Annotated in this window: 19 protein-coding genes; 5 read left to right on the forward strand and 14 right to left on the reverse strand. The window is 71.0% G+C overall.

What is annotated here, in order from left to right; genetic code table 11:
• Positions 1 to 97 precede the first annotated feature (97 nt).
• The gene (locus tag NGK70_RS07970) at positions 98 to 1,351 is read left to right on the forward strand and encodes a YihY family inner membrane protein (RefSeq protein WP_251972720.1); all 1,254 of its coding nucleotides are present in this window, start codon (positions 98 to 100) and stop codon (positions 1,349 to 1,351) included.
• A gap of 15 nt (positions 1,352 to 1,366) precedes the next feature.
• On the opposite strand, the gene NGK70_RS07975 is transcribed toward NGK70_RS07970, so the two are convergent.
• Together NGK70_RS07975 and NGK70_RS07980 are read right to left on the reverse strand one after the other, a co-directional pair.
• Positions 1,367 to 2,215 (reverse strand): alpha/beta fold hydrolase, encoded by an 849-nt coding sequence (locus NGK70_RS07975; protein WP_251972721.1) that lies wholly within the window; start codon positions 2,213 to 2,215, stop codon positions 1,367 to 1,369.
• Positions 2,212 to 3,558, reverse strand: coding sequence for an O-acetylhomoserine aminocarboxypropyltransferase (locus tag NGK70_RS07980; protein WP_251972722.1), 1,347 nt, complete (start codon positions 3,556 to 3,558; stop codon positions 2,212 to 2,214). Before NGK70_RS07980 ends, NGK70_RS07975 begins: the two co-directional genes overlap by 4 nt.
• Positions 3,559 to 3,683: 125 nt before the next feature.
• Between NGK70_RS07980 and NGK70_RS07985 the strand changes: the two genes are divergently transcribed.
• Positions 3,684 to 4,169 carry a CBS domain-containing protein gene (locus NGK70_RS07985; RefSeq protein WP_251972723.1) on the forward strand — a complete coding sequence of 162 codons (486 nt, stop codon included), beginning with the start codon at positions 3,684 to 3,686 and terminating at the stop codon, positions 4,167 to 4,169.
• Between the two features lie 350 nt (positions 4,170 to 4,519).
• Here NGK70_RS07985 and NGK70_RS07990 read toward each other — a convergent pair whose 3' ends face one another.
• Positions 4,520 to 5,080: a chemotaxis protein CheW gene (locus tag NGK70_RS07990; protein ID WP_251972724.1), complete on the reverse strand. Its 561-nt coding sequence runs from the start codon at positions 5,078 to 5,080 to the stop codon at positions 4,520 to 4,522.
• Positions 5,081 to 5,328: 248 nt separating this feature from the next.
• Here NGK70_RS07990 and aroC point away from each other — a divergent pair, with 248 nt between their 5' ends.
• Entirely contained in the window at positions 5,329 to 6,429 is a 1,101-nt protein-coding gene (aroC, locus tag NGK70_RS07995; RefSeq protein WP_251972725.1) for a chorismate synthase, read from the forward strand.
• Between the two features lie 31 nt (positions 6,430 to 6,460).
• Here the strand turns inward: aroC and NGK70_RS08000 are convergent, their stop codons facing one another.
• Both NGK70_RS08000 and NGK70_RS08005 read right to left on the reverse strand, forming a co-directional pair.
• The gene (locus tag NGK70_RS08000) at positions 6,461 to 8,896 is read right to left on the reverse strand and encodes a methyl-accepting chemotaxis protein (protein WP_251972726.1); all 2,436 of its coding nucleotides are present in this window, start codon (positions 8,894 to 8,896) and stop codon (positions 6,461 to 6,463) included.
• A 40-nt stretch (positions 8,897 to 8,936) separates the two neighbouring features.
• A complete protein-coding gene (locus NGK70_RS08005; protein ID WP_251972727.1) occupies positions 8,937 to 10,133 on the reverse strand; it encodes a methyl-accepting chemotaxis protein in 1,197 nt (398 codons plus the stop codon).
• Positions 10,134 to 10,407: 274 nt separating this feature from the next.
• Between NGK70_RS08005 and NGK70_RS08010 the strand changes: the two genes are divergently transcribed.
• Positions 10,408 to 12,477: a methyl-accepting chemotaxis protein gene (locus NGK70_RS08010; protein WP_251972728.1), complete on the forward strand. Its 2,070-nt coding sequence runs from the start codon at positions 10,408 to 10,410 to the stop codon at positions 12,475 to 12,477.
• A gap of 45 nt (positions 12,478 to 12,522) precedes the next feature.
• Here the strand turns inward: NGK70_RS08010 and NGK70_RS08015 are convergent, their stop codons facing one another.
• Positions 12,523 to 13,692 (reverse strand): glutaredoxin family protein, encoded by a 1,170-nt coding sequence (locus tag NGK70_RS08015; protein ID WP_251972729.1) that lies wholly within the window; start codon positions 13,690 to 13,692, stop codon positions 12,523 to 12,525.
• A gap of 131 nt (positions 13,693 to 13,823) precedes the next feature.
• On the opposite strand from NGK70_RS08015, the gene NGK70_RS08020 reads away from it, so the two are divergent.
• On the forward strand, positions 13,824 to 14,210 hold the full coding sequence (locus NGK70_RS08020; protein WP_251972730.1) for a rhodanese-like domain-containing protein: 387 nt from the start codon (positions 13,824 to 13,826) through the stop codon (positions 14,208 to 14,210).
• 86 nt (positions 14,211 to 14,296) lie between these two features.
• Here NGK70_RS08020 and NGK70_RS08025 read toward each other — a convergent pair whose 3' ends face one another.
• From NGK70_RS08025 to NGK70_RS08065, 8 genes are all read right to left on the reverse strand, one after another.
• Positions 14,297 to 15,181: a TlpA family protein disulfide reductase gene (locus NGK70_RS08025; protein ID WP_251972731.1), complete on the reverse strand. Its 885-nt coding sequence runs from the start codon at positions 15,179 to 15,181 to the stop codon at positions 14,297 to 14,299.
• 40 nt (positions 15,182 to 15,221) lie between these two features.
• Positions 15,222 to 16,622 (reverse strand): DUF3422 family protein, encoded by a 1,401-nt coding sequence (locus tag NGK70_RS08030; RefSeq protein ID WP_251972732.1) that lies wholly within the window; start codon positions 16,620 to 16,622, stop codon positions 15,222 to 15,224.
• Positions 16,623 to 16,702: 80 nt separating this feature from the next.
• Positions 16,703 to 17,881 carry a protein-glutamate methylesterase/protein-glutamine glutaminase gene (locus NGK70_RS08035; RefSeq protein ID WP_251972733.1) on the reverse strand — a complete coding sequence of 393 codons (1,179 nt, stop codon included), beginning with the start codon at positions 17,879 to 17,881 and terminating at the stop codon, positions 16,703 to 16,705.
• Between the two features lie 34 nt (positions 17,882 to 17,915).
• Positions 17,916 to 18,494 (reverse strand): chemotaxis protein CheD, encoded by a 579-nt coding sequence (locus NGK70_RS08040; protein WP_251972734.1) that lies wholly within the window; start codon positions 18,492 to 18,494, stop codon positions 17,916 to 17,918.
• Between the two features lie 82 nt (positions 18,495 to 18,576).
• Positions 18,577 to 19,368, reverse strand: a complete 792-nt coding sequence (locus NGK70_RS08045; RefSeq protein WP_310742586.1) for a CheR family methyltransferase — start codon at positions 19,366 to 19,368, stop codon at positions 18,577 to 18,579.
• 17 nt (positions 19,369 to 19,385) lie between these two features.
• Positions 19,386 to 19,946, reverse strand: a complete 561-nt coding sequence (locus tag NGK70_RS08050) for a chemotaxis protein CheW (protein ID WP_251972736.1) — start codon at positions 19,944 to 19,946, stop codon at positions 19,386 to 19,388.
• Between the two features lie 28 nt (positions 19,947 to 19,974).
• A complete protein-coding gene (locus NGK70_RS26445) occupies positions 19,975 to 23,049 on the reverse strand; it encodes a methyl-accepting chemotaxis protein (RefSeq protein ID WP_310742587.1) in 3,075 nt (1,024 codons plus the stop codon).
• Between the two features lie 51 nt (positions 23,050 to 23,100).
• Entirely contained in the window at positions 23,101 to 26,112 is a 3,012-nt protein-coding gene (locus NGK70_RS08065; RefSeq protein ID WP_251972737.1) for a methyl-accepting chemotaxis protein, read from the reverse strand.
• Positions 26,113 to 26,122: the final 10 nt, after the last annotated feature.

Genomic DNA, 26,122 nt, shown 5'->3' on the forward strand with positions numbered 1-26,122 from the left:
TGAGAGGGAGGGGGGAGCGGCGGAGGGCAACGGGACTGGCAGGTCGAAAACGGCGGAAGTGCCGGCCCGGACGACCGACTTTGGCATCATAGCCAGCATGCGTCCACCCCGTTCCGGCTCCTCCCGCTGGTCTCTGCTGCTGCGGCGGGCCTCCGTCCGGCACGCCCTGCGTGCCCTGCGCCAGTGGCCCTGGCTTGACACGCTGAAGACGCTGCGCCTGCGTTTCCGCGAGGACCGCCTGGGCGTCACCGCCGGCAGCCTGACCTTCACGACGACGATCGCGCTGGTGCCTCTGGCAACCGTGACCTTCGCGGTGTTCACGGCCTTTCCGATGTTCGCGAGCTTCCGCCGGGCGCTGGAGGTCTACCTGCTGCAGAACCTCGTGCCCGACGCCATCGCCAGGCCCGTGCTGCTGCAACTCACCCAATTTGCGCTCAAGGCCAACCGGGTCGGTGCGGTGGGGCTGGTGCTGCTGGGCTTCACCGCGATCGCGCTGCTGCTGACCATCGACCGCGCGCTCAACGCCATCTGGCGGGTGCGTGACCCCCGCCCCTTCGCACAGCGGGTGCTGGTGTACTGGGCCATCGCGACCCTCGGGCCGTTGGTGCTGGGCGTCAGCCTGTCGATCACCTCCTACGCCCTGTCGGCGTCCAAGGGCTTCGTCGATGCGCTGCCGGGCGGTGTGTCGCTGCTGCTGGACGGCGTCGAGTTCACCTTGATGGTGCTCGGCATGGCGGCGCTGTTCCGCTTCGTGCCCAATACCCAGGTGCGCTGGGCCCATGCGCTGACGGGCGGGCTGTTCGTCGCCCTGGGGTTCGACCTCGCCAAGCGCCTGCTGGCCTGGTACCTCGGCCTGGTGCCCAGCTACACGACGATCTATGGTGCCTTCGCCACCGTCCCCATCCTGCTGATCTGGATCTATCTGGGCTGGGTCATCGTGCTGCTCGGCGCGGTGATCGCCGCCTACGCCCCCAGCCTGCAGATGCGCGTGGTGCGCCAGGCCGACACGCCTGGCTGGCGTTTCACGCTCGCGCTGACCCTGCTGCGCGTGCTGGAGGGCGCGCGGCACGACGAGCGCCGGGGCCTGTCGGTGGCCGAGCTGGCCGAGCAGCTGCGGGTCGACCCGCTGCAGATTGACCCGGTGCTGGAGACGCTGCAGCGGCTCGATTGGGTGGGCCGCCTGGAAGAGGACGGCGAGCCGCGCCAGGTGCTGCTCGTCGATGCGGCCGACACCCGCATCGAGCCGCTGGTGACGCGGCTGCTGATCGCCCGCCAGCCTGGCAATGCGGCCTTCCTGATCGCGGGTGGTATTGAGTCAATGACCATTGCCCAGGCACTGGGTGGGCGCTGAGGTTCGGTCCGTGCGTCAGCCCAACGCCTCGCGCAGTGCCCGCAGCAGCCCCTCCGGATCCTCCTGCATCAGGTCGTGCCCGGGCAGGTCGAGCAGGTGGGTGTGGGCGCCCAGCCGCCGGCCCACCTCCGCGGCGGCCTTGGGCAGCGTCATGCGGTCCCGCCGGGCCAGCAGCAGGTGGCTGCGCGTGCGGCCCGCAGCGGCTACGGCGTCGGCCGCCTCCAGCCCGCGGGCATAGCGGTTGCACAGCGAGAAGTCGTGGTGGAAGAGGTTGTGCTCGCAGCCGGCCACGCCCGCGGCACGTTCCAGGATCCGGCGGCTGAGCTGGCGGCTCGCCCCCTGGTGCCAGGTGCCCGGCCCCGGGTTGCCCGGTTCGCCCGCCAGCCGGGCGTGGGCAAAGGCCACCACCATATCGATGGCCTTGAGCGGATCGGTCGCGGAGGTGGCCAGCAGGGCGTCGGACACCGGCATCGGCACCGAGGTGCCCACCATCACCAGGCGGTCGATGCGCGGTGCGGTGCTGGAGGCCGCTGCCAGGGCGGCGGCTTCCAGCCCGATCAGCGAGCCCATGCTGTGGCCGACGATGCTCGCCGAGGCGATGCCCTGGTCGGCCAGCAGCCGCCGCAGCCAGGTGGCGCAGGCTTCGACGTCGGGCAGCACCGGCCCCGGGCTGCGGCCGTGGCCGGGCAGATCCAGCGCCAGCACGTTCCAGCCGTGGTGGGCGAACCAGCGCGCCGGGTAGGTCCAGACACAGTGGTCGTTGAGAGCGCCATGCACGAACACCAGCCAGGGGAGGTCAGGCTGGGGGGCGCGACCGCCGGTGTAGGCGTAGACGGTGGGCAGGTCGGGGCGTTGGATGTTCATGCGCGGCCTCCCGCGGTGCTGGCGCCGGTCTTGCCGCCGGCCTTCTCGGCCACCTTCAAGGCGCGCTTCAAGTCCTCGATCAGGTCGGCCGGATCCTCCAGGCCAATCGACAGGCGGATCGTGCCCGGCGTGATGCCGGCCGCGGCCAGGGCCGCATCGTCCATGCGGAAGTGCGTCGTGCTGGCCGGGTGGATCACCAGCGAGCGGGCGTCGCCGACGTTGGCCAGGTGCGAGAAGATCTCCAGCGCCTCGATGAAGGCGCGGCCCTGCTCGCGGCTGCCCTTCAGGTCGAAGCTGAACACCGCGCCGCAGCCCTTGGGCAGCAGGCGCTGTGCGAGCGCGTGGTCCGGGTGGCTCTCCAGCTCCGGGTGGGCGATGCGGCCCACCATCGCGTGGCGGCTGAGGAAGTCGACCACCTTGCGGGTGTTCTCGACGTGCCGGGCCATGCGCAGCGGCAGCGTTTCCAGCCCCTGCAGGATCAGCCAGGCGCTGTGCGGGCTCAGGCAGGCGCCAAAGTCGCGCAGGCCCTCGCGGCGTGCGCGCAGCGCAAAGGCCGCCACGGTGTTCTCCTCGGCGAAGACCATGTCGTGGAAGCCCGCATAGGGCTCGCACAGCTCCGGGCAGCGGCCGTGCTGCTCGTGCGCGGCCTGCCAGTCGAAGTTGCCCGCATCCACCAGCAGCCCGCCGATCACCGTGCCGTGGCCGCAGAGGAACTTGGTGGCCGAGTGCATCACCAGCGCAGCGCCCAGGTCGGCCGGGCGCTGCAGCCAGGGCGTGGCCAGGGTGGCGTCCACCAGCAGCGGCAGGCCGTGGTCGCGGCCGAGCTGGGCGATGGTCGGGATGTCCAGCACGTCCAGCCCGGGGTTGCCCAGCGACTCACCGAACAGCAGCCGCGTCTCGGGCCGGATCGCGGCGCGCCAGCCGTCGATGTCGCCCGGGCGCACGAACGTGGTGTGGATGCCGAAACGCGGCAGTGTGTAATGCAACAGGTTGTGAGAGCCGCCATAGAGCGCCGTGCTGGCGACGATGTGGTGGCCCGCGCCGGCCAGCGTCGCGATCGCCAGGTGCAGCGCCGCCTGCCCGCTGGCGGTGGCCAGCGCCCCGAGCCCGGCATCCAGCGCGGCGATGCGCTGCTCCAGCACCGCGGTGGTGGGATTCGACAGCCGGCTGTAGACGTGGCCAGCTCGCTCCAGGTTGAACAGCGACGCGGCGTGCTCGCTGGACTGGAAGGCGAACGAGGTGCTCAGGTGCAGCGGCACGGCGCGCGCGCCGGTGGCGGGGTCGGGGGCGGCGCCGGCGTGCAGCGCCAGCGTGTCGAAACCGGGGTCGGCCGGGCCGGGCATGGGTTCTCCTCAGGGTGCTTCTGCGCGGGATTGTGGGCTATATTGCCGTGAACCATCCCCCGTATCACCCCTGCGCCACGGCGCAGCGCGAAGCTCACACCTCTCACGGCACCGAGGAGGCCTCCATGAAAGTCAGCGACATCCTGCGCGTCAAGGGCAACGCCCTGTTCACCACCCATCCGGACCAGCCCCTGATCGAGGCCGTGACGACCATGAGCGACAACGACATCGGCTCGTTGGTCGTGATGGAGCACGGAGACCTGGTCGGCATGCTGACTTTCCGCGAGGTCATCAAGGCGGTGGTGAAGAACGCGGGCTCGGTCAGTGGCCCGCGGGTGCGCTCGGTGATGGACGACTTCCCGCTCACCTGCACGCCGGCCACCGAGATCGACGAGGTGCGCCGCATGATGCTGGAGCGCCATGCGCGCTACATGCCGGTGCTGGAGCAGCGCACCCTGATGGGCGTGATCTCCTTCTACGACGTGGCGAAGGCGGTGGTGGAGGCGCAGGACTTCGAGAACCGGATGCTGAAGGCCTACATCCGCGACTGGCCTGTCGAAGAAGGGGCCGCGGAGGCAGCCGGGGCCGGCAGTGCCCAGCCGCAGGCCTGAGGAACTTTGTCCTGCGGATGTGAAAAAGGGGCTCCTTCGGGAGCCCCTCGTCGTTGCATCGGCCGGGTCGCAATTGCGACCTGCAGGCCTGCGCGGCGGTGGATCAGGCGTGCAGCGGGTGGGCCGGTGAGCCGGACGGCCGCGATGGCGCGTGCGGTTGGGCCGTGGGGCTCGCCTGACTGTCGTTGCGGCGAGGTGACCAGCAGCCCCGATCATGGCCGTTGGGTGTCTGCCAGGCCGAGCGGGTCAGCACGATGATGTCCTGGGCGCGTTGTTGCATGCGGTGGGCGCGGTCCTTACTGTGAAATGGAATCTGCGGAGGCGTGGGGCCGGGGCTTGAGCGCCGCAGTTCACTGCATCGCTGCTTCGATCAGGCCCATGTCGGCGCTGCTCATCAGCGCCTCGATGTCCATCAGGATCAGCATGCGATCGCTCACGTTGGCGATGCCGGTGATGTAGCTGGTGTCCACCGCGGCGTTGATCTCCGGGGCCGGGCGCACCGCATCGCCGGGCAGTTCCAGCACGTCGGACACCGAGTCCACCACAGCGCCGACCACGCGGCCGCGGATGTTCAAGACGATCACGACGGTGAAGCTGTTGTACTCGGCGCTGTCGCAGCCGAACTTCAGCCGCAGGTCGACGATCGGCACGATCACGCCGCGCAGGTTCACCACCCCCTTGAAGAAGGACGCCGAATTGGCGATGCGCGTGGGCGGCTCGTAGGAGCGGATCTCCTGCACCTTCAGGATCTCGATGCCGTACTCCTCCGCGCCCAGGCGGAAGGTCAGGAATTCACCGCCGAGGTGGTGGTTGCCTGCGGCCTGTCCCGCCGATGCCCCCAGGGCGCGGCTCTTGCCGATCGAAGGGGTGGCGGTCGAAGCGGAGGAAGCGGATTCGAGAACCATGCTCATGGAGAACCTCTCAGGGGATCGTCAGGCCGTATCTAGCGGGTGGCGTGGTTCGGTGGAAATCGGCCGCACACCCAGGATCTGGAACGCATTGTGGGCAGCCAGGGCTGCTGCCGAAGGCGCGAGCAGCGCGGTCTTCGCAGGTCATTTCGGGCCGGTGCAGGCGCGCTGGCCGGCCACCTACAATCCGGCCCTCCTGGCCTTCCTGCCCGGGCAGGCCCCTGGCGCCCGGCACTTTCGGATTTCCTGCGATGCCCGGCAGCACCTTCGGCACCCTGTTTCGAGTCACCAACTTCGGCGAAAGCCACGGCCCGGCGATCGGCTGCGTCATCGACGGCTGTCCGCCTGGGCTGGCGTTGAGCGAGGCCGACATCCAGGGCGACCTGGACCGCCGCCGCCCCGGCACCAGCCGGCATGTCACGCAGCGCAATGAGCCGGACGCGGTCGAGATCCTCTCGGGCGTCTACGAAGGGCTGACCACCGGCACGCCGATCGCCCTGCTGATTCGCAACACCGACCAGCGCAGCAAGGACTACGGCAACATCCTCGACACCTTCCGTCCGGGCCATGCCGACTACACCTATTGGCGCAAGTACGGCCTGCGCGACCCGCGCGGCGGTGGGCGCTCGTCGGCACGCCTGACCGCGCCGATGGTGGCCGCGGGCGCGGTGGCCAAGAAGTGGCTGCGCGAGCGCCACGGCACCACCTTCATCGGCTGGATGAGCCAGCTCGGCGAGATCGCCATCCCCAACGAGGACGAGAGCCAGATCCCGCTGAACCCCTTCTTTGCGCCGTCGGCCAGCGTCATCCCCGAGCTGGAGGCCTACATGGACGCGCTGCGCCACGCGGGCGACTCCTGCGGCGCGCGCATCGAGGTGCAGGCGCGCGGGGTCCCGGACGGCCTGGGCGCGCCGCTGTTCGACAAGCTCGATGCCGACATCGCCTACGCCATGATGGGCATCAATGCGGTGAAGGGCGTCGAGATCGGCGCCGGCTTCGGCTGCGTCACGCAGCGTGGCAGCGAGCATGGCGACGAGCTGACGCCCGGGGGCTTCCGCAGCAACCACAGCGGCGGCGTGCTCGGTGGCATTTCGACCGGGCAGGACCTGCGCGTGTCGATCGCCATCAAGCCCACCAGTTCCATCCGCACGCCGCGCGCCTCGGTGACCCGCGCTGGCGAGGCCACCACCGTGCAGACACTGGGCCGCCACGACCCCTGCGTGGGCATCCGCGCCACGCCGATCGCCGAGGCCATGCTGGCGCTGGTGCTGGTTGACCACGTGCTGCTCGATCGTGCGCAGTGCGCCGACGTCGAGCTGCCCTGGCCGCCGCTGCCGCCGCTGAGCGCCTGACGGCCCGGGGGCCTGCGCGGCTTGGCTGCGCTCAGGCCCTGGCCGGCGCGGGACTGCCAGCGGGGGTGGGGGTGCGTGTCGGGGAAGGCGTGGGCACAGCTGCCCCGACGCGGTGCAACTGCCCGGCGACCACGCCCTGGCGCTTGTAGACGCCACAGCCGATCACCAGGTCGTCGTCCACCTGGCGCACGTAGCTGGATTTGTCGACCAATTCCAGCGTCTGCGGGTGCGAGATCTGGTAATCGACCCAGCTGCCCCGCGGGTCCAGGCGCCACACGGCGGCGGTGAGCAGGTCGCCATCGGCGGTGGCGATCGGCGGAGCCGGCTGGCCGACCAGGCTGGGGTCGCTGCCGCTGACCTGGTAGCTGCCCGAGCGGCTGAAGCCGAAGACGTAGAGGTCGCGGTCGATGAAGCTGCCGTTGCGGTCATGCAGGGCATCGAGTGACGCTGCCAGGCCGTGCTGGCGGATGTGCTCGACGGCCCGGTCGACCAGGGCGCGGGCCTCGTCCGAGCTGCCCTGCCACAGCCGCATGGACTGCACCGCCTGCGTCAGGATGCCGGCCTGGTCCATCAGCGCCTGGGTGGCGTGGTGGGAGGCCCGCACCATGGCGGCGTTCTCGCGCGTGATGTCGTCCAGGCTGACCACCGTGGCGGTGAGTTCGCCCAGCGAGGCGCTCTGCCCGGTGGAGGCCTCGGCGATGTGTTGCAGCGTGCCTGCCACGTCGCGGATGCCCTGCGCGATGTCACCCAGCGTCAGGTCCACCGCCGAGATGCGCACCACGCCTTCGCCCACCTGGCGGGCCGAGGTTTCCAGCAGGTTGCCCACCTCCTGGGCGGCGTCGCTGCTGCGCTTGGCGAGCTTGCGCACCTCCTCGGCCACCACGGCGAAGCCGCGCCCGGCCTCGCCCGCCTTGGCGGCCTCGACCGAGGCGTTGAGCGACAACATGTTGGTCTGGAAGGCGATGTCCTCGATCAGGCCGACGATCTCGCCGGTGCGGCGTGCCGAGGCCTCGATCTCCTGCATCGCTGCCACCGCCTCGCGCATTGACTGGCGGCCCTCGTCGGCGATCGCGCAGGCCTGCTCGGCCCGCTGCGAGACCGCGCGGGCGCTGCGGGCCGTGTGGTCCACCGTGTCGCTGATCTGGCGCACGGCGCCGGCGGTCTGCGCCAGTGCCGTGGCCTGAGACTCTGTGCGCTGCGCCAGTGCCGTGGTGTCGTTGGACAGGCGCTCGCCGGACATCGCCAGCCGCGCGGCGGTGCTGCGGATCTCCGCCACCGTGCCCGACAGGCGCTGCGACATGTGCCCCAGTTCATGGCCGATGGCCTGCAACTCGGTGTCGCCATCGACCTCGCAGCGGTGGGTGAGGTCACCGGCGGCCACGGCCTGCACCGCCTGGTCCAGCCGCCCCAGCGCGCTGCCAAAGCTGATGTACAGGCACAGGCCGAGGTAGCCCATCACCAGGCCCACGCCCGCGCAGATCGACACCTGCAGCGCGATGACGCGGCTGACCTGGTCGATGTGCTCGCGGCTGAGCTGCTCCAGGCGCCGCAGCACCGAGACGTTCACGTGGGCGGCCGCGTGCAGCGTCTGCTCCGCCAGCACGGCGTGGGCGGTGGCGCGTGCCGGGTCGTAGGCGCTGGCGGCGGCATCTTCCGTCTGCCGGGCCAGCTGCAGGGCGCTGTGGCGCGCGCCCTCCCAGCCCGCCGGCACGGGCTCGCCCATGCGCTGCAGGGCGGCCAGGCGGGATTCGATGGTCTGCAGCCGCAGCCGGGTGTGCAGCGCATGGGCATACAGCAGGTGCTGGTCGGCGTCGATCCAGCCGCCCTGGGCGATGCCGGCCGCGCCGATCTCGCCCAGCCGCGCCAGCGATTCGGCCCAGGGAACGACGTGCTGCACCGCCAGGTCGACCAGGAAGTAGGCGCTGCCCTGGGGGTTCAGCACCAGCCTGGAGCGCTCCGCCGCCAGCTGGATCAGCTCGCTGAGGCGGTCGATCTGGGTCGACTGGTCATCCCACAGGGCCGGCGGCAGGTGTTGGGCGTCCATCGCGATGAAGCGCTTCCAGGCGCCCAGGCTGGCGCGCCAGCGCTCCTGCAGCAAGGCGTCGGTGCCACCGGCGATCAGCTCGTCCGCCTGGCCCAGGGCCTGGCCGAGCCGTTGGCGGGCTTCTGCCAGTCGGTCGGCTGCACCAGGGTGCTCCAGTGCGGCGAGGCGGGCGTGCAGGCGGTGCTGTTGGGCCAGCTGCACCACCGGTACGAGCGCGGCGATCTGCTCGATGCCGGCCAGCTCCTGGTGCACTTCGGCAATGTCCTGGAACTGCTGCCAGACGGCCCAACCCGTCATGCCGCCCAGCGGCAGCAGGGCCAGGGCGCAGCAGGCCAGGATGCGTGTGCCCATCGTGAAGCGCCGCATCAGCAGCAGGCCGGGCTGCAGCAGGCGGGCGAACCGGGCGGTGGAGGAGGGGGTCATGCGGTCGATCCGTGCGAACCAGGTGGACGGGGCCGGGCGGTCAGAAGAACTCGACCTGCGCCTCGCGCTCGATGATCTTCTGGCCGTGGTGCTGGGTGCGCTGCTCTTCCATCGTGTAGCCCGACTCCAGCCGCGCCAGCCAGACGGCCGCCTGGTTGCTGCTGAGGTCGCCGCGCTGCTGCAGCCAGTCCTGCAAGCGCTCCATGTCCTCGCTGATGCTGCCCAGCATCTGGTTGAACCGGTCCTGGGCCTGGAAGCCCATCAGCACGCGTTCGACCTCGGCACGCACGGCGGCACCCGCCTCGCGCAGACCCCGGCTGGAGCGGCTGACCTGTCCGACGCTGTCCAGCAGCCCGCCGATGGCACGGCGTGCGCTGGCGTCGGCCTGGGCCCGCAGCTCCTCGTCGCAGCTGTCGCGCGTGGCCGCCTGCAGGCGCAGCCCGCGCAGCTGCTCTTCCAGTTGGTTGGACTGGCTGAGCATGCGGCTGGCGTCCGCGGTGGACTGCTGGGCCAGGGCGCGTACCTCCTCGGCCAGCACCGCGAAGCTGCCGGCCCGCGAGCCGGCCCGGGCCGACTCCACCGAGGCGTTGATGGCCACCATGTTGATGCGCCTGGCCAGCTGGCGCACCCGCGCGGCGCCCTGGCGCAGCTCGTCGACGGCGGCGCCCACGCGCTCGATCTCGGCGAGCGCCTCGTCGCGCTGGCCGATTGCGGCACGCACGGGCTCCAGCAGGTTGGCCAGCACGGCGTCGTTGTCGTCGATCAGCGCGTCGACGTTGGCGCCGCTGAGGTCCATCGAAGACTGCTCGGCCAGCCGCACGGCCTGCTCCAGCCGCTCGTCGATCATCGAGAAGGCGCCCAGGATCTCGCCGGTGCTGCGCTCGGCATGCTCGCGGGCGGATTCGATCTGCCGCTGCCAGACCGGCACCACCTGCTCGACCAGTGCGACGTGCTGCTCCGGTGGCGCGTCCTCGCCCGCCGCGGCCTGGCCCGCCGCCGCCAGCCGCCCGATGAGCAGGGCCGCGACCAGCGCGCCGGCCAGGCTGGCCGGCCAGCCGCCGCCCAGCTGCGTGGCCAGGCCGGTGGCGGCTGCCAGGGCACCCGCCCACAGGCCCATCCTGGCAGCCCGCCAGGCGTGCATGCGGCGGCCGGGGCGCGGCGGTGCGCCACCAGCTGCCGCGGTAACGGGCGGCAGCGGCGCTGGCGGGGTGTGAGGGGAGGTGGCGGAGGGGCTCATCGGGGGACTCGGACCGGGCGACCGGCACGGGCGGCTGAGTACAGGGTGCCGGCAGCAAGGGCGTGCGGCCAAGGCGCATGCCAACCCACTGCGGCTGATGGCAGGGATCGTCGCCGGGCGTGCCGGGCCCCGATCTGGTGAAATGCCCGCACGCGCCACCCCATTTCGGCGCACGCAGGTTCGCGCCCCAAGCCTCTAATGCCTACCGTTGCCATTGCTGGCGGCGCGCGCGCAATCCGGCGCGCCCGCCGGACCCTGGCTGGAAGGTGCCCACATGAGTTTCTCCACCCGCTGGCGCGAGTTTTCTGCCACATCCGCCATCCTGGGCGGCGGCGCGAGCCAGCCCCTGGCGCGTCTGCGTGCACTGCGCTCGTCCTGGCGGGAGTTCTTTCGTCACCATGGGGTCTGGGCGCCGGGTGTGCGCCTGCACCGGCGGCTGGACTTCCGCGCCAAAGCCATGCTGGTGTCGGCGGCCTTCATCGTGCCTACCGCGGTGCTCGCCCTGCTGCAGTTCAGTGCGGCCTGGCGCGAGCTGGCCGACCTCAGCAAGGCGCGCGAGATGCTGGTGCTGGCGCAGTCTGCCGACGAACTGCTGCGCGCTGTCAATGCCCAACGCGGTGCCCTTTTTCGCGGCGCCCACCTGGCACCAGCCGAGGCAGACGCACAAGCGCGTCGCATCGAGGCAGGCTGGCAACACCTGGAGCAGGCCTACGTGGCAGGCGCGGACGCGCGGGCGGTCGACGTGCGCTTCCGCGCGCTGGTTGAGGACTTTCCACTCCTGACAGGCCCGCGCGTCGAGGGCTCACAGGGCGAGGCGGTGAGGCAGCGTACCGACTTCATTGGTCACCTGCTGGATTTCAATGAGGCTCTGCTGTTGGACACCGCCCTCGGGCGCGACCACTTGCCCGATTCCCGGCACAGGGCACGGCTGGCAATGCACCTGTTGCCGCGAATAGAACAGTCCCTGGGCACCATCCTGGCCCGGGCGCAGCGCCTGGCGGCTCAAAGTGACCACAGCGTGGCTGCGTACCAGCCCTACGCCGCCGTCTTTCACTCGCTGCCATCGCTGGTGGAACGAGCCCGTACCTCAGCCCTGGGGCTGGACGATTCACCTTCAGGCAATGGCAACCCGGCCCACGAAGGGATTTCGGAGTCTGCCCGGTTGATCCAGGTGCTTGATCGTGTCCAGCAGCGCGCTGACGCACTGCATCGGCTGGTGGTGGCAGGCCCGGACGTCGCCGAACTGCAGAGCGAGCGGGCTGCCGTCACGGTCCAGCGCAGCGAGTTGCTGCACCTGCAGTCCGCCATGATGAAACGCTTCGCCAACGACCTGGAAGGCCACTGGCGTCACCAGCGCAACGCCTTCATTGGCTCGTGCGCGCTGCTGGCCCTCATGCTCGCGCTGGCGATCTATGTCCTCTACGCCTTCTTCCACGTCCTGCGCGGCGGCATGCGGCAGATCCAGCGCGAGGTGCAGTACGTGGCCGAGGGCGACCTCAGCCGGCGCCCAAGCCCGCTGGGGCGTGACGAGGCGGCGCTGACGTTGGCCCTGATCACCGAATCGCTGGGCAACCTGGGCGGCCTGTTCTCGGTGGTGCGGCGCGGCGTGGCCTCCGTCGCGCACGCCTCGACCGAAATTGCCAGCGCCAGTGGCGACCTGTCGCGCGGCTCTGATGCGGCGCTGGCCTCGGTGGCCTCGGTGCGCGAGGGCATCGGCTCGATGGTCGGCCACCTGGAAGGCTACGAACAGTGCGTGCAGCAGGCCGTGGAGCGCGCGCGGGCGATGCGCACCGAGTCCGGCCGCAGCCGGCGCGTGATGGGCACGCTCTCCGAGCGCATCGCCGGGCTGCAGCAGCGCAGCCGCGAGATCGGCAAGATCGTCGGCATGATCGACGGCATCGCCTTCCAGACCCACCTGCTGTCGCTCAACGCCTCGGTGGAGGCGGCCCGCGCCGGCGAGGCCGGCAAGGGCTTTGCCGTGGTGGCGCACGAGGTGCGGCAGCTCTCGGTGCGGGTGGCCAACGCGGCCCAGCAGATCAGTGCCATCGTGGCCGCCTCGATCGCCGAGATCGAGCAGGGCCGGGCGATCACCCAGCGCACCGTCGAGGCCGTGGTCGGCACCGAGGCGGAGGTGCTGGGCGTCAACAAGGTGCTGCAGCGCCTGACCGAACTGACCAGCGAGGGCCAGCACAACGCCCGCCAGATGGCCGGCTCGCTCGACCAGCTGCACCAGTTCAGCGAGTCGAACGCCAAGCTGGCCGAGCAGATGACCGACGCCGCCCAGGAGCTGCGCCGCCAGAGCCTGCAGGTCAGCGAGCAGTCGTCGCGCTTCAAGCTCGCGTGACCGGCGAGCCTGTGTTCGTGCTCGGGCGTGGGCGCGTTCGCGTGATCAGCCCAGCCATTCGGGGTGCCACAGCAGCGCCACCCCGAGGGCCAGCATCACCAGCCCGCTCAGGCCCTTGAGCCAGCGGCCGGTGCGCTCGGTGAGCTTGCCGCTGCCCAGCGCCAGCACGGCGAGCGTGACCATCAGCGTGTCGTCGGCGATGTAGCCCAGGATGTAGAGGCCCAGGTAGCCGTAATGCGCCAGTGGCGAGAGCTGCTGCTGCGCCAGCACGGCGGTGTAGACGGCCGGAAAGCCGGCGGTGCACAGCAGCTCGACGAAGTTGACCACCACCGCCAGGGCGGCCACCGCCACCAGCGAGGCCGGCAGGCCCGGCGCCTGCACCACCTGGCGCATGCGTGCGTACAGGCCCGGCTTGGCCGACTCGGGGATGGTCAGCGAGGGCCCCTGCTTCCAGGCGACCAGTTCCTTCAGGTTGATCAGGCCGATGGACACCGCGACCCCGCCCAACGTCCAGCGCACCGGCTGCGACAGGCCGACCGCCAGGAAAACGTTCAGCCAGGCGGCCATGAAGGCGTAGTACACCGCGCCGCTGGCGGCCACGAAGGTGCCGGCGATCAGTGCCATGCGGCGACGGTCCTTCAGCCGCACCAGCAGCGCCAGCAGGAAGAGCAGCACCCACATCGCGCAGGGGTTGAAGCCGTCCAGCAGCCCCAGTGCCAGCGTGAAGGCCGGCAGGCCCAGGCGCGCGGCGCTCAGGCGGCCGAACCAGGCCGATTCGACCGTGCCCGCCGTGCCGGTAGGCTCGGACGGTGCGGCTGAACTGGCTGCTGGCGCGGGCGGGCCGGCATCGATCAGCGCCACCAACTGCCGGCCGAGATGCTCGGCATCGTCGAAACCCACCAGCACGCGCCCATGCACCACGAAGGTGGGCACGCCCGGGGGCCAGACGCCGGCCTGGCGCGAGCGCTCCATCAACGCTTCGCGGGCCTCGGCGTCGCGGTCGATCGGCCGCAGCAGCACCTGCAGCGTCGGCCGCTGGCGCTGCAGCTCGGCCAGGAACACCTTGGCGTCCGCGCAGTGCGGGCAGCCCTGGCGCACGAAGACCTCCAGCGTGACCGGGCCGGTCGGTGCGGGGGCCGATGCCGCGCCGGTCTGCGCCAGGCTGGGCATGACGAGCGTGAGCAGCGCGAACAGCAGGAGCAGGGGGAGCCTCACCACCAGGTCAGGCCGCAGCCGAGTGACCCTCGACAAGAGGTGTTTCATACCCTTGGGTGTATAAATCAGGGATGTCTTCATGCTCAAGCTCCCATGTGCCGTGCGCCAGCGCGCGGCGTCGTTTCAACTTGATGGCAGCGGCGCTGCTGGCCGGCCTGGCCGGTGGGGCCGTTGCCCAGGCGGGCGACCCCCTGGCCGTCAGCCTGGACGCCGCCCGTGCCGCGCTGGCCGACGGGCGCACGGTGGTCTTCGACATCCGTGAGCCGCAGGAACACGCCACTGGTGTGGCGGCGGGCATGCGGCTGCTGCCGATGAGCCAGATCGGCGCCCGGCTGGCCGAGATCCCGAAGTCCGCCGACCAGCCGGTGCTGCTGATCTGCAACACGCAGAACCGCTCCCGCAAGGTGGCCGAGGCGCTGCGTGAGCGCGGCTACACGCAGGTGCGCTACGTGGTGGGCGGCATGAGCACCTGGGCCGCCAAGGGCTGGCCGCTGGTGCCGCCCGGTCCGAAGAAGTGACCATTGGGCCGTTGACATGGGCAAGGCGGGCAGCGCGGGCATGCACCGATCTGACGCCTGCCGGCCCGTGCCGGCGTTGACCCTGGTCAGCGAGTGGCCGTGCCGCGCAACTGCCGCAGGCGCGCTTCCAGGGCAGCGGCGTTGAGCACGCCGAAGTGGCTGGCCAGCAGGCGGCCGTCGGCGTCGTAGAACAGCGTGGTGGGCAGCCCGCGCGAACCCACCGCCGGGCCGAGCCGTGACCCGGTGTCGAGCCAGACCTCGCGCAGCGGCAACGCCTGGGCGGCGAGGTAGGCGTGCACCGTCTGCGCCGGCTCGCCCTGGTTGATGAAGAGGAATCCCACGCGCCGATCGTTGCCGGCCTGCTGCTCGCGCTGCTGCGCCGCAGCAAGCACCGGCATCTCCTGCCGGCAGGGGCCGCACCAGCTGGCCCAGAGGTTCACCACCACCGGGCGGCCGCGCGGCAGGCGGTCGAGCGATGCCTGGGAGGTGCCATCGTCGAGTGAGGTCAGCGCCAGGGCGGGCAGGGGCGCTCGGGCCTGGGTGCCCAATGCCCAGGTGCCCACGGCCCAGCCCAGGGCGAGGGTCAGGCCGCCGGCCAGCAGGGGCCGGCGCAGCGCCGTGTCCAGCCAAGCATGGCCGGCCAGCCAGGTGGCACCGATCAGCCAGCCGGCCGGGGCGTGCCAGCCGCCATCGCGCAGGTCGATGATCGCGGAGGGCTCGGCCAGGTAGAGGTCGGCATGGCCACCGAGGTGCGTCAGTCGGGCAGCGAGCAGGCCCACGCCCGCGGCCTGGATCAGTGCATTGCCCGCGCGTGCGGCCTGCGCTGTCAGGGTGTTCGGTTCCGGCGAGCCCTGCACCTGCCGCACCCCGCGCACCATGCGCGAGGCCACCCAGGAGCCGGCCCACACCGCCAGCAGCAGCACCAGGGGCGCGGCTGGCAGGGCGATGGGGCCGAGCGGGATCGAGATCATGGCGGCAGCGACAGCAATGGCAGCAGGACCGAAGGCGGGCTCAGTGCCCAGCCCCGGCGTGCAGCCGGGCGTGGATGCGCTGGGTGGCCTTCCAGACGCCCCAGAGCACGAGCGGGATCAGCGCCCCGGCCGCCATCTCGGGGTTGATCGGCAGGCCGGCCGATTTCAGCGCCTTGCCGCCGTAGAGGATCAGGCTGATGACGTAGTAGGAGATCGCCGCGATCGACAGCCCTTCCACGGTGGTCTGCAGGTTCAGCTGCAGCTCCTGGCCGCGCGTGAGCTGGGCCAGCAGCTGCTGGTTCTGCGTCTCGGTGGCGATGTCCACCCGCGTGCGCAGCAGGGCGCTGGCGCGCTCGATGCGCTGCGACAGTGCCGCCAGCCGCTGGGCCGTGGCGCTGACGGTGGCAATGGCCGGTGACAGGCGCCGCTGCATGAACTCGCCGATGGTCTGGGTGCCGGGGATGGCGCGCTCGCGCAGCTCGCCGATGCGCTGGCGCACGATGCCGTGGTAGGCCTCGGTGGCGGAGAAGCGGTAGCCGTGCTCGGCGTTGGCGCGCTCGATGCCCGCGGCGACGTGGATCAGCCGGTCCAGCAGGTCGGCCTCCGAGGTGTGGCGCGCCTCCAGCTGGGCGGTGACCTCGGCCAGCCCGGCCTCGGCCTCGGCCAGCACCGGCCCCAGCGTCTTGGCCACCGGCAGGCCGCGCAGCGCCATCAGGCGGTAGGTTTCCAGCTCCAGCAGCCGCTGGGAGATGCGCCCGGCGCGCGTCTCACTGGTGCCGGGCGGGGCGATCACCAGCATGCGCTCGAAGCCGTCCTCGCGCACGCGGAAGTTGGTCACCGCGATCGAGTGGCCGTTGCCCATCAGCGAGGCGACGATGGTGCGGCCACCGAACCAGCGCTGGCCCAGCGCCAGGGCGGCCTGCGGGTCGGCGATGTCGTGCGTGACCATCGCCAGCTGCACGGCGGCCACGGTGCGCCCGGGCAGGTTGCGCAGCCAGTCCGGGTCCACCGCCAGGGCGGAGCACAGGTCGGGCTGGTCGGCGCCCAGCCCGGCCGGTTCGGGCAGTGGCTGCACCAGCACGTAGCGGGTGAACTCGCTGTGGCGCTCCCAGCGCAGCGAGTAGCCGCCCAGGCGCAGGCGCAGGAAGTGGTCGGCCAGGTCGGCCGGCGTGAGGCCCTCCTGGCCGGGCAGCCGGCGCAGGTGGGCGCATTCCTCTTCGCGCGTGATGCCCTCGTTGAGCACGGCGACGAACACCACCAGCGCGGGCAGCCGGATGCGCGCCGACGGCCGGGCGTGGACCTCGTTGTGCAGGAGCGTGCGCAGCCCGTCGTCGGGCGGCAGCAGCTGGCGCAGCGGCGCAGGCGGCGCGGTGCTTCGGATCGTGACGGCGGGCGTCGCCGTGGTGGTGGGCGCGGCTGCGGGAGGGGCGGGGGTGGTCATGGTATCGGTGGGCGGCTGGCCCCGAAGTATCGGGGCAGCGCGGCCGATGTGTGAGCAGGCCCCGTGCCCGCCGTGGCGTTTCAGGCCGGCGTGCGCTGGCTGCTGCTGCGCTGCAGCCAGGCGGCGATGTCGGCCAGGCCCAGCACGTGGTCGGCGGCGCCCAGCTTGATGGCCTCCTTGGGCATGCCGAAGACCACCGAGCTGGCCTCGTCCTGCGCCGCGGTCAGCGCCCCGGCGTTGTGCATGTCACGCAGGCCGCGCGCACCGTCGTCGCCCATGCCGGTCATGATCAGGCCGATGGCGTTGCGCCCGGCGCACTGGGCCACCGACTTGAACAGCACGTCCACCGAGGGCCGGTGGTGGTTGACGAGCGGCGCGTCGAAGACCTCGGCCACGTACTGCGCGCCGTTGCGCTTCAGGCGCATGTGCTTGCCACCGGGGGCGATCAGCACCCGGCCGTTGATGACGCGGTCGCCATCGCGCGCTTCCATCACCTCCAGCTCGCAGAGGTTGTTCAACCGGGCGGCGAAGGAAGCGGTGAACTTCTCCGGCATGTGCTGCACGATCACCATGCCCGGCACGGTGCGGGGCAGGGCCTTGAGCACCACCTCGATGGATTGCACGCCGCCGGTGGAGATGCCCACCGCGATGACGCGGTCGGTGGTCTCCGCCATGGCGCCCTGGGCGCGTGCGGCCATCGGGGCGGCGGCGCTGCCGGGCCGGCGGGCGGCGCCTACGGCCGCTGCCGCGCCGGCCACCCCAGCGCCCGGCGTGGTGGCTGCCGCCTTCGGGCCCGGGCGGCCCGGCAGGCCGGCCGAGCCGGCGGATCGCGCGGCCAGGCCGGCGCTGACCGCGCGCATGTTGGCGCCAGCCGCGGCCCGCACGGCCGCTACCAGGCCGTTGGAGCGGTCTTCCAGGAAATCGCGCAGCCCGATGCGTGGCTTGGTGACGAAGGCCACGGCGCCAGCGCCTAGCGCCTGCATGGTGGTTTCGCAGCCGGCTTCGGTCAGGGTGGAGCACATCACCACGGGCGTCGGGCGCTCGGCCATGATCTGGCGCAGGAAGGTGATGCCGTCCATGCGGGGCATCTCCACATCCAGCACCACCACGTCGGGCCACTGGCCCTGCATCTTCTGCCAGGCGAACAGCGGGTCGGAGGCCGCGGCGATCACATCGATGCCGGCGGCGGTGAGCAGTTCGGCCAGGTGCTTTCGCACCACCGCCGAGTCGTCGACGATCATGACCTTGATCGATTTCATCGCAGGTTCCCGTAGATGGTTTGGATCCGTGGCGTCAGCGTTCGGAGCGGCGCATGGCCACCTCGCCGCTGCGCATGTCCAGGCGCACGGTGCGCGGTACGTTGTCGCCCACGTCCACGCCCACGAGCTGGAAGCCGTGCTGGTCGACCAGCGTCCAGCCCAGCTCGATGTTGCGCACCCCCACCTGGGTGCGGTGCATCACGTGGTCGGGCAGGGTGTCGGCGCCGCCGTACAGGTGCACTTCGTATTCGGTGGCCCTGGTCCCGGCGCGCTGCAGGTGTTCGAGCAGCATCGTGATCGCCTCGTCGCCATAGCGGCCGTCGGCCGGCTGGCCCGCGCTGCGCTGGCGCTCCGGCAGCAGGTAGTGGCACATGCCGCCGATGCGGTGCTGCGGGTGCCACAGGGTCAGCGCGACGCAGGAGCCCAGCAGGGTGCGGATCGACGCCGGCTCGCGGCCAAAGTACAGCTGCCCTGGCATCAGCAGCAGCTCCTGGTCGGCCTTGGCGTGACGCACCAGGCCGAGCGGGCCGGCCGCTGCCGCTGCCTTGGCGGGCGGTTTGGCATGCACGGCCGGGTGGGCCGCCTGCGCGGCACGCAGGTGTGTTGCCGCCACGGCCGGCTTGGGGCCGCCGTGGGCGCGTGCGGCAGCGGTGCCCGCCGGGTGCGCGGGCTTGGTGTGCGCGCCGGTGCCTGGCTCAGGCGTGCGTGTAGATGGCCGGCTGGATGGCACGCAGCTTGACGTCGAGGTTGCCGAGCGATTCGGCGTGGCCGGTGAAGAGGTGCCCATGGTCGTGGAGTTGTCCGATGACGCGGCTGACGATGCGGGCCTTGGCCGGGGCGTCGAAGTAGATCAGCACATTGCGCAGGAAGATCACGTCGAACTGCCCGAGATCCGAGGGGAGGGGCTGCATCAGGTTGGCGCAGCGAAAGCTCACGCGTTCACGCAGCGTGCGCTGGATCAGCAACTGTCCGGCGTAGCTGCCTTCGCCGCGCAGGCAGAAGCGCTTGAGGTACTCCGGTGGCGTGTGGCGGGCGCGCTCCATCGGGTAGAGCGCGCGGCGGGCGGCCTCGACCACCGCGGTGGAGAGGTCGGTTCCCACCACCTCCCAGGGGCGCTGGCCGAGCACGTCGGCCAGCAGCATGGCGATGCTGTAGGCCTCTTCGCCCGACGAGCTGGCCGCGCTCCAGACCCGGAACGGCCCGCGTGGCGGGTGCTCCTTGAGCCGGCGCGACAGGTATTCGAAGTGCTGCGGTTCGCGGAAGAAGTAGGTCTCGTTGGTGGTGAGCTTGTCGATCACCTTGGTGAGCTCGTCCGGGTCGTCGCCGCGCATCAGGCGCTCGACGTAGCGGTCCAGGCTCGGCAGCCCGGCGTCCTGGGCGAGCTTCTGCAGGCGGCCTTCGACGAGCGGTTTCTTGACGGGCGCGAGCCGGATGCCCGAGACCTTCTCGAACATCGACACCACGGCCTCGAAGGAGGTGTTGGACATGGACATGGTCTGGCCCCTCAGTGCAGCCGTGCGCCGCCCGCGGGCTGCGCGTGTGCGGCGATGGCCTGGGTCAGCGCGTCTTCATCGAGCACGCGCTCCATCGCCAGCACCGGCACGATTTCGCCCCGCAGCCGGGCCATGCCGGCGAGGAACTCGCTGGCGATCTCGGTGCCGAGCTGTGGCACGGGCTCGATGTCGGTGCCCGCCGCCTCGACCACCTCGTGCACGGCGTCGACCAGCACGCCCAGCGTCTGCGACGCGCCGTCGGCGCTGCGCTGCTCGACGATGACCACGCAGGTGCGCCGTGCGAGGATGGTCGGCGCACCGCCCAGGCGTGCGCCCAGGTCGATCACCGGCACCACCGCGCCGCGCAGGTTCATCACGCCGCGCACGAAGGTGGGCATCAGCGGCAGCACGGTGAGCTGGCTCACCTTGAGGATTTCGCGCACCCGGTCGATGGGCACCGCATACATGCGCGGCCCGACGGCCAGGCGCAGCAGCTGGCTGGTGCCGCTGAGGTCGGTGCCGCCGTCGGCGGGGGCCGACGAGCGTGGCGCGGCGGAGGGTTGGATGTTCATGACTCGGATCCTGCGGCGCAGTGGCGCATCAAAAGCGTGCGAAGGAGGCTTCGTCGATCTCGCCGTGGGCGGCGGGGCTGCTGCTGCCCTTGCGTGCGGGCGCGCTGACGCGGCGCTGCAGCATGGCGTTGAGCTGGCGCGAGGCGCTGGCCGGACCGCTGGTGTGGCTGCTGGAGTGGCCTGCGCCGCCGGTGGCGCCACCGGCTGCGGTGCGTGGCGCCGCCGGTGAGTAGGTGGTGGTCATGGCGGCCATGGCGCCAGCGTCAGACCGGCCGCCGGACTCCAGCTGGAAGAAGGCCATCAGCTCCTGCAGCTGGGCGGCCTGAGCGGAGAGCTCCTCGGCGGTGGCGGAGAGCTGCTCGGAGGCGGAGGCGTTCTGCTGGGTGGAGCCGTTGACGTGCTCCATGGCGGCGTTGATCTGGGTGACGGAGTCGGACTGCTCGCCGGAGGCGGCGGCGATCTCCTGGACCAGCTCGGAGGTCTTGTGGATGGAAGGGACCATCTGGCCGAGCAGGGAGCCGGCCTTTTCGGCGAGCTTGACGGAGGAGCCAGCGAGCTGGCCGATTTCCTGGGCAGCGACCTGGGAGCGCTCGGCGAGCTTGCGGACCTCGGCGGCGACGACGGCGAAGCCCTTGCCGTGGTCACCGGCGCGTGCGGCCTCGATGGCGGCGTTGAGCGCGAGCAGGTTGGTCTGGTAGGCGATGTCGTCGATGATGGAGATGCGCGTGGCGATCGACTTCATCGCCTCGACGGTCTGGGAGACAGCCTCGCCGCCATCGGCGGCCTCGCGGGCGGCCTTGGTGGCGATGCCATCGGTGACGGTGGCGTTCTCGGCGTTCTGGCGCACGGAGGAGGCCATCTCCTGGAGGGAGGCGGAAGTTTCTTCGACGCTGGCGGCCTGCTCGGAGGCGCCCTGGGACAGGCTCTGGGAAGTGGAGGAGACCTGGCCGGCGGCGGCGGTGAGGGCCTGAGCGGCGGAGGTGACCTGGGAGATGGTTTCGACGAGCTGGGAGACCATGCGGTTGAGGTCGCCCTGGAGCTGGCCGAAGATGCCGGCGTGGTCGCCGGTCATGGACTGGGTGAGGTCACCGGCGGCGACGCGGGAGATGGTCTGGCTGACCTGGCCGAGGTTCTGTTCGGTGGTGCCCAGGAGCTGGTTGACGCCGTTGCCGAGGGTGCGCATGAAGGCGGGGGCGTCGTTGGCCAGGGAGATGCGGCGGCTGAAGTCGCCACGGGCGGCGTTCTCGACGATGGAGGTGACCTCCTCTTCGGCGCGCACTTCCTCGGTGCGGTCCACCCACTCCAGCACGGCACCGGCGCGGCTGCCGTCGGCGTTCACGATCGGGCTGGCGGTGAGCAGGATCGCCCGGCCGCCGAACTTCCAGTTGGCGCGATGCGGGCCGGTCAGGCTCTCGACCAGGCGGCGCTGGTGGGCCGGGTTCTTGTGGAAGATGTCGAAGTTCGAACCGATGATGGTCCGGACGTCGAACTTCGGAATCACCGTGCGCAGGTCGTCGGCGATGCGGGTGAGCAGCGCGATGACGGCCTTGTTGGCGTAGCGGATCACGCCGGCGTTGTCGGCGATCAGCACGGCGCTGGGCACGTCGTCCAGCGCCGTGCGGATGCGCAGGTTCTCGTCGGCCACCGCGGCGTTGCTGCGCAGCACTGCGCGCACCTGCTCGATGGTGTGGTTGATGAAGGCCTTCTTGCCCGGGAACGGGGGCAGCGGGGCGTCGTAGTTGCCGCGGCCGAACTCCGCCACCACGCCCATGGCCTGCTTCTTGACGGCGATGTGGGCGCTGACCATCTGGTTGGCCCCCTCGGCCATGCTGCGGAAGTCGCCGCTGAAGCGGCCGACGTCGATCATCACGTCGATGTCGCCACGCTCGTGCTCGGCCGACATCTGGTTCATCTGCGCGATCAGCTCGTTGAGCGTGAGGCGCACATGTTCGAAGGATCGCGCCACGGCAGCGAACTCGTCACGGCCATCGATCGCGGCGGGCACCGACAGGTCGCCGCGGGCCACCGCCTCGGCAGCATGGATGGCACGCGTCGCGCTGCGGCGGGCGGAACGGACGATCAACGTGGTGACCACCACCAGCAGCAGCAGCCCGCCGGCCACGGCGCCCGCCAGCATCACCAGCGTGCGCTGGTGGGCGGCCACGCGGGCGTCGAGGCGCTCGTTGACGATCTTGAAGGCCGGCGCGAGGAGCGCGAACTGGGCATCGATCGCCTGGGTGGTCTCGGCCCAGTACTGCATCGACGGGAAGGTCAGGGCATCGGCATGCACCAGCTGCCGGTCCACCAGGTTGATGCCTGCCTTGGCCGCCGCCACGGCGTCGGCCAGCGGCTTGTCCAGACGCTCACGCAGGGTGGGGTCCGCCTCCATCGAGCGGGTCATGCTTTCCTGTGCGCGACGCAGACTGAGCTGCGACGAGCCGACCAGCGCAGCCAGCGACGCGCGCTGCTCGGCGCTGATCTCCTGCTTGGTCAGGACCGGCGTGCCGCGGGCGCGGGCCTGGCCGAGGCTCTCGGTCAGGCGGGGCAGGTGTTCCAGCGTGGCGACGATCAGGTTGTCGCTGGCGCGGTCCGGGTCCCGGGCGAGGTTGGCGGCGTCCACCACCGCGCTGAGCAGGTCGAACTGCACGTTGATCAGCTCGGTGTGCCGGCCGAAGCTGCCCGGCACGTCAATGCCAGCGCCAGACACGCTGCCGGCCAGGGTCTGCCACTCCTGGCGGATGCGCTGTGCGGTGCTGACCAGCCCCGGGCGGTCGAGGGCCTGTGCCATCGTGCCTACCGATTCGACGGCCACGCCCAGGGCCTGGTCGACCTCGATCTGCTTCTTCTCGCGGTCGGCCCTGATGCCCTGGTTGCCAGCCAGCTGCGCCGACGACATGCCCCGGTGCTGCTGGGTCAGCTGGATCAGCTTCAGCAGGGCGCCGGCCGGTACGGTGCCGGCCTGTTCCTGCCGCGCCAGGCGGGTGAGGTCGACGCGATCGCGCACGACCCAGGCACTGGGCAGTGCGACCATGGCCAGGGCCAGGGCGGTGACCGTGGCGAACTTCTGCCACAGGGTGAGATTGCGGAACAGGTCGGTACGCATGGTGCTTGTCTCTTCAAACGGGCGGGACGGCAGGCTTGTGCCGCCCTTGGATCAGAAGCGGGCGAAGGAGGCCTCGTCGATCTGGGCGCCGGCGCTCAGGCTGCGGCGGTTGCCTGCCGCCGCGGTCATGGCGACCGTGCCGCCTGGGCGCCGCGCCGAGTGGGTGGCTGCCGAGGCCATTGAGGCCGCTTGCGCGCCGTGTCGCTGCAGGCCGCTGGCCTCTTCCAGCTGGAAGAACCTCATCAGCCCCTGCAGCTGGGCGGCCTGAGCGGAGAGCTCCTCGGCGGTGGCGGAGAGCTGCTCGGAGGCGGAGGCGTTCTGCTGGGTGGAGCCGTTGACGTGCTCCATGGCGGCGTTGATCTGGGTGACGGAGTCGGACTGCTCGCCGGAGGCGGCGGCGATCTCCTGGACCAGCTCGGAGGTCTTGTGGATGGAGGGGACCATCTGGCCGAGCAGGGAGCCGGCCTTTTCGGCGAGCTTGACGGAGGAGCCGGCGAGCTGGCCGATTTCCTGGGCAGCGACCTGGGAGCGCTCGGCGAGCTTGCGGACCTCGGCGGCGACGACGGCGAAGCCCTTGCCGTGGTCACCGGCGCGGGCGGCCTCGATGGCGGCGTTGAGCGCCAGCAGGTTGGTCTGGTAGGCGATGTCGTCGATGATGGAGATGCGCGTGGCGATGGATTTCATCGCCTCGACGGTCTGGGAGACGGCCTCGCCGCCGTCGGCGGCCTCGCGGGCGGCCTTGGTGGCAATGCCATCGGTGACGGTGGCGTTCTCGGCGTTCTGGCGCACGGAGGAGGCCATCTCCTGGAGGGAGGCGGAGGTCTGCTCGACGCTGGCGGCCTGCTCGGAGGCGCCCTGGGACAGGCTCTGGGAAGTGGAGGAGACCTGGCCGGCGGCGGCAGTGAGGGCCTGGGCGGCGGAGGTGACCTGGGAGATGGTTTCGACGAGCTGGGAGACCATGCGGTTGAGGTCGCCCTGGAGCTGGCCGAAGATGCCGGCGTGGTCGCCGGTCATGGTCTGGGTGAGGTCACCGGCGGCGACGCGGGAGATGGTCTGGCTGACCTCGCCGAGGTTGTGCTCGGTGGTGCCCAGGAGCTGGTTGACGCCGTTGCCGAGGGTGCGCATGAAGGCGGGGGCGTCGTTGGCCAGGGAGATGCGGCGGCTGAAGTCGCCACGCGCGGCGCTCTCGACGATGGAGGTGACCTCCTCTTCGGCGCGCACTTCCTCGGTGCGGTCCACCCACTCCAGCACCGCACCGGCGCGCTCGCCGGCGTGATTGAAGATCGGGCTGGCGGTGAGCTGGATGGCGCGGCCGCCGAACTTCCAGTTGGCGCGGTGCGGGCCGGTCAGGCCCTCGACCAGGCGGCGCTGGTGGGCGGGGTTCTTGTGGAAGAGGTCGAAGTTCGCGCCGATGATGGTCTTCACGTCGAAGTTCGGCACCACGGTGCGCAGGTCGTCGGCGATGCGGGTGAGCAGGGCGATGACGGACTTGTTGGCGTAGCGGATCACGCCGGCGCGGTCGGCTATCAGCACGGCGCTGGGCACGTCGTCCAGTGCCATGCGGATGCGCAGGTTCTCGTCGGCTGCCGCGGCATTGCTGCGCAGGATGGCGCGCACCTGCTCGATGGCATCGTTGACGAAGCGCTTCTTGCCCGGCAGCTCGGGCAGGGGCTGGCTGAAGTCGCCCGAACCGAAGGCCCGGACCACGGCGATCGCCTGGCGCTTGACGGCAATGTGGGCGCCGACCATCTGGTTGACCCCTTCGGCCATCGTGCGGTACTCGCCGCTGAACCGTTCCGCGTCGATCACGGCGTCGATGTCACCCCGTTCGTGTTCGGCCGACATCGCCTGCATGTCCTGGATCAGCCGCACGAGGCTTTGGCGGCTTTCCTCGAACGATCCGGCGATGAGGGCGAACTCGTCGCGCCCGGCCACCTCGATCGCCCGGTCGATCTCGCCGGCGGCCATGCGTTGTGCGCCGTGCTGCAGTGCGCCAGCGGCCCGCGCCACCGAGGCGAGCACGGCCATGAACAGGTACATCGCCAGGGCCAGTCCGCCCAGCAGCGAGCCGGCCATCAGCAGCCGCTCCTGTTCGATGCGCGCGATGCGGGCCTCCAGGCCGGACTCGAACGCCTTGCCCATCTCGCCGTGCACGCCATCCAGGGCGGCCATGACCTTGCTGCCCTCGGCAAAGAGGGCCGCGGGGTCGGTGGCGCCCGGTCGGCCGACGGATTCCTGCAGGCGGCGCAGGTAGCTGTCCAGCGTGGCCTGAGCGCTGTTCCACGATGCGGGTGCCGCACCGCTGAAGCGCGACAGCCCCTCCATGCGGATCTTCACCAGGTGGGCCTGTTCCGCCATGCGTTCGGTCAGGGTCTCGATGCGCGTGCGCAGGGCCATGGCATCGGCGCCCTGGCCCCCGTTGGCGGACTTGGTGACGCTGTCGCGCAGGAGGGCCAGCAGGTCCATCTGCTGCGGCAGCACGGCCGTGAACAGGTCCATCTGCAGGTAGGTCAGCGGTTCCGGATCGAAGATCACACCGCTCTGTTCGGCCGTCAGGGTGGCGAGCAGGCGGATCTGCTGCTGGGACTGCATGTGCTGGGCCATCAGCCGGTCCGGGTCGGCGCCTGGCGCGACGGGGTTGGCGAGCTGCTGCAGGTTGTCACGCATGCCCGACCAGATGGGGTCGAGGCCCCACTGCGGGTTGGCACTCACCAGCGACTGCACGGCGGCGATCTGCTTGCGCAGCGCCTCCGGCCGCTCCTGCGGCTGGTGGGTGGCCAGTGCGACCAGCGCCTGCCCCCGCACTTCCGAGAGGTCCATCGACAGGTCGAGCACTTCGTGCACCGCATGGTGGCCGGCCGATTCGCTGCGCGCGAACGTCAGTTCGGCCTGTTGGCGCAGACCTGTGTTGGCGATGAGCCAGGCCAGCGGGATCATCAGCGCCGTGCCCACGAGGATCGACTTGCCTGCCAGATTCAGGCGCCCGAGCGGTGCGGCCACTGCGCGGAAATACCAAGGCAATGGGCGATGGCTCGTTGCGGCCGACGAGGTGCGTGCGTTCATGGGGCGTGTG

The organism is Sphaerotilus microaerophilus, assembly GCF_023734135.1.
GTDB lineage: Bacteria > Pseudomonadota > Gammaproteobacteria > Burkholderiales > Burkholderiaceae_C > Sphaerotilus > Sphaerotilus microaerophilus.

Bases quoted from the DNA above. Each gene is read 5' to 3' on its own strand.
- NGK70_RS07980 (WP_251972722.1), bottom strand. From the start codon at position 3,558: ATGCCCGGCCCGGCCGACCCCGGTTTCGACACGCTGGCGCTGCACGCC.
- NGK70_RS08045 (WP_310742586.1), bottom strand. From the start codon at position 19,368: ATGTCCAACACCTCCTTCGAGGCCGTGGTGTCGATGTTCGAGAAGGTC.
- NGK70_RS26445 (WP_310742587.1), bottom strand. From the start codon at position 23,049: ATGCGTACCGACCTGTTCCGCAATCTCACCCTGTGGCAGAAGTTCGCC.
- NGK70_RS08035 (WP_251972733.1), bottom strand. From the start codon at position 17,881: ATGAAATCGATCAAGGTCATGATCGTCGACGACTCGGCGGTGGTGCGA.
- NGK70_RS08010 (WP_251972728.1), top strand. From the start codon at position 10,408: ATGAGTTTCTCCACCCGCTGGCGCGAGTTTTCTGCCACATCCGCCATC.
- NGK70_RS08000 (WP_251972726.1), bottom strand. From the start codon at position 8,896: ATGACCCCCTCCTCCACCGCCCGGTTCGCCCGCCTGCTGCAGCCCGGC.
- NGK70_RS08005 (WP_251972727.1), bottom strand. From the start codon at position 10,133: ATGAGCCCCTCCGCCACCTCCCCTCACACCCCGCCAGCGCCGCTGCCG.
- NGK70_RS07975 (WP_251972721.1), bottom strand. From the start codon at position 2,215: ATGAACATCCAACGCCCCGACCTGCCCACCGTCTACGCCTACACCGGC.
- NGK70_RS08030 (WP_251972732.1), bottom strand. From the start codon at position 16,622: ATGACCACCCCCGCCCCTCCCGCAGCCGCGCCCACCACCACGGCGACG.
- NGK70_RS08020 (WP_251972730.1), top strand. From the start codon at position 13,824: ATGGCAGCGGCGCTGCTGGCCGGCCTGGCCGGTGGGGCCGTTGCCCAG.
- NGK70_RS08050 (WP_251972736.1), bottom strand. From the start codon at position 19,946: ATGAACATCCAACCCTCCGCCGCGCCACGCTCGTCGGCCCCCGCCGAC.
- NGK70_RS08065 (WP_251972737.1), bottom strand. From the start codon at position 26,112: ATGAACGCACGCACCTCGTCGGCCGCAACGAGCCATCGCCCATTGCCT.
- aroC (WP_251972725.1), top strand. From the start codon at position 5,329: ATGCCCGGCAGCACCTTCGGCACCCTGTTTCGAGTCACCAACTTCGGC.
- NGK70_RS08025 (WP_251972731.1), bottom strand. From the start codon at position 15,181: ATGATCTCGATCCCGCTCGGCCCCATCGCCCTGCCAGCCGCGCCCCTG.
- NGK70_RS07970 (WP_251972720.1), top strand. From the start codon at position 98: ATGCGTCCACCCCGTTCCGGCTCCTCCCGCTGGTCTCTGCTGCTGCGG.
- NGK70_RS07985 (WP_251972723.1), top strand. From the start codon at position 3,684: ATGAAAGTCAGCGACATCCTGCGCGTCAAGGGCAACGCCCTGTTCACC.
- NGK70_RS07990 (WP_251972724.1), bottom strand. From the start codon at position 5,080: ATGAGCATGGTTCTCGAATCCGCTTCCTCCGCTTCGACCGCCACCCCT.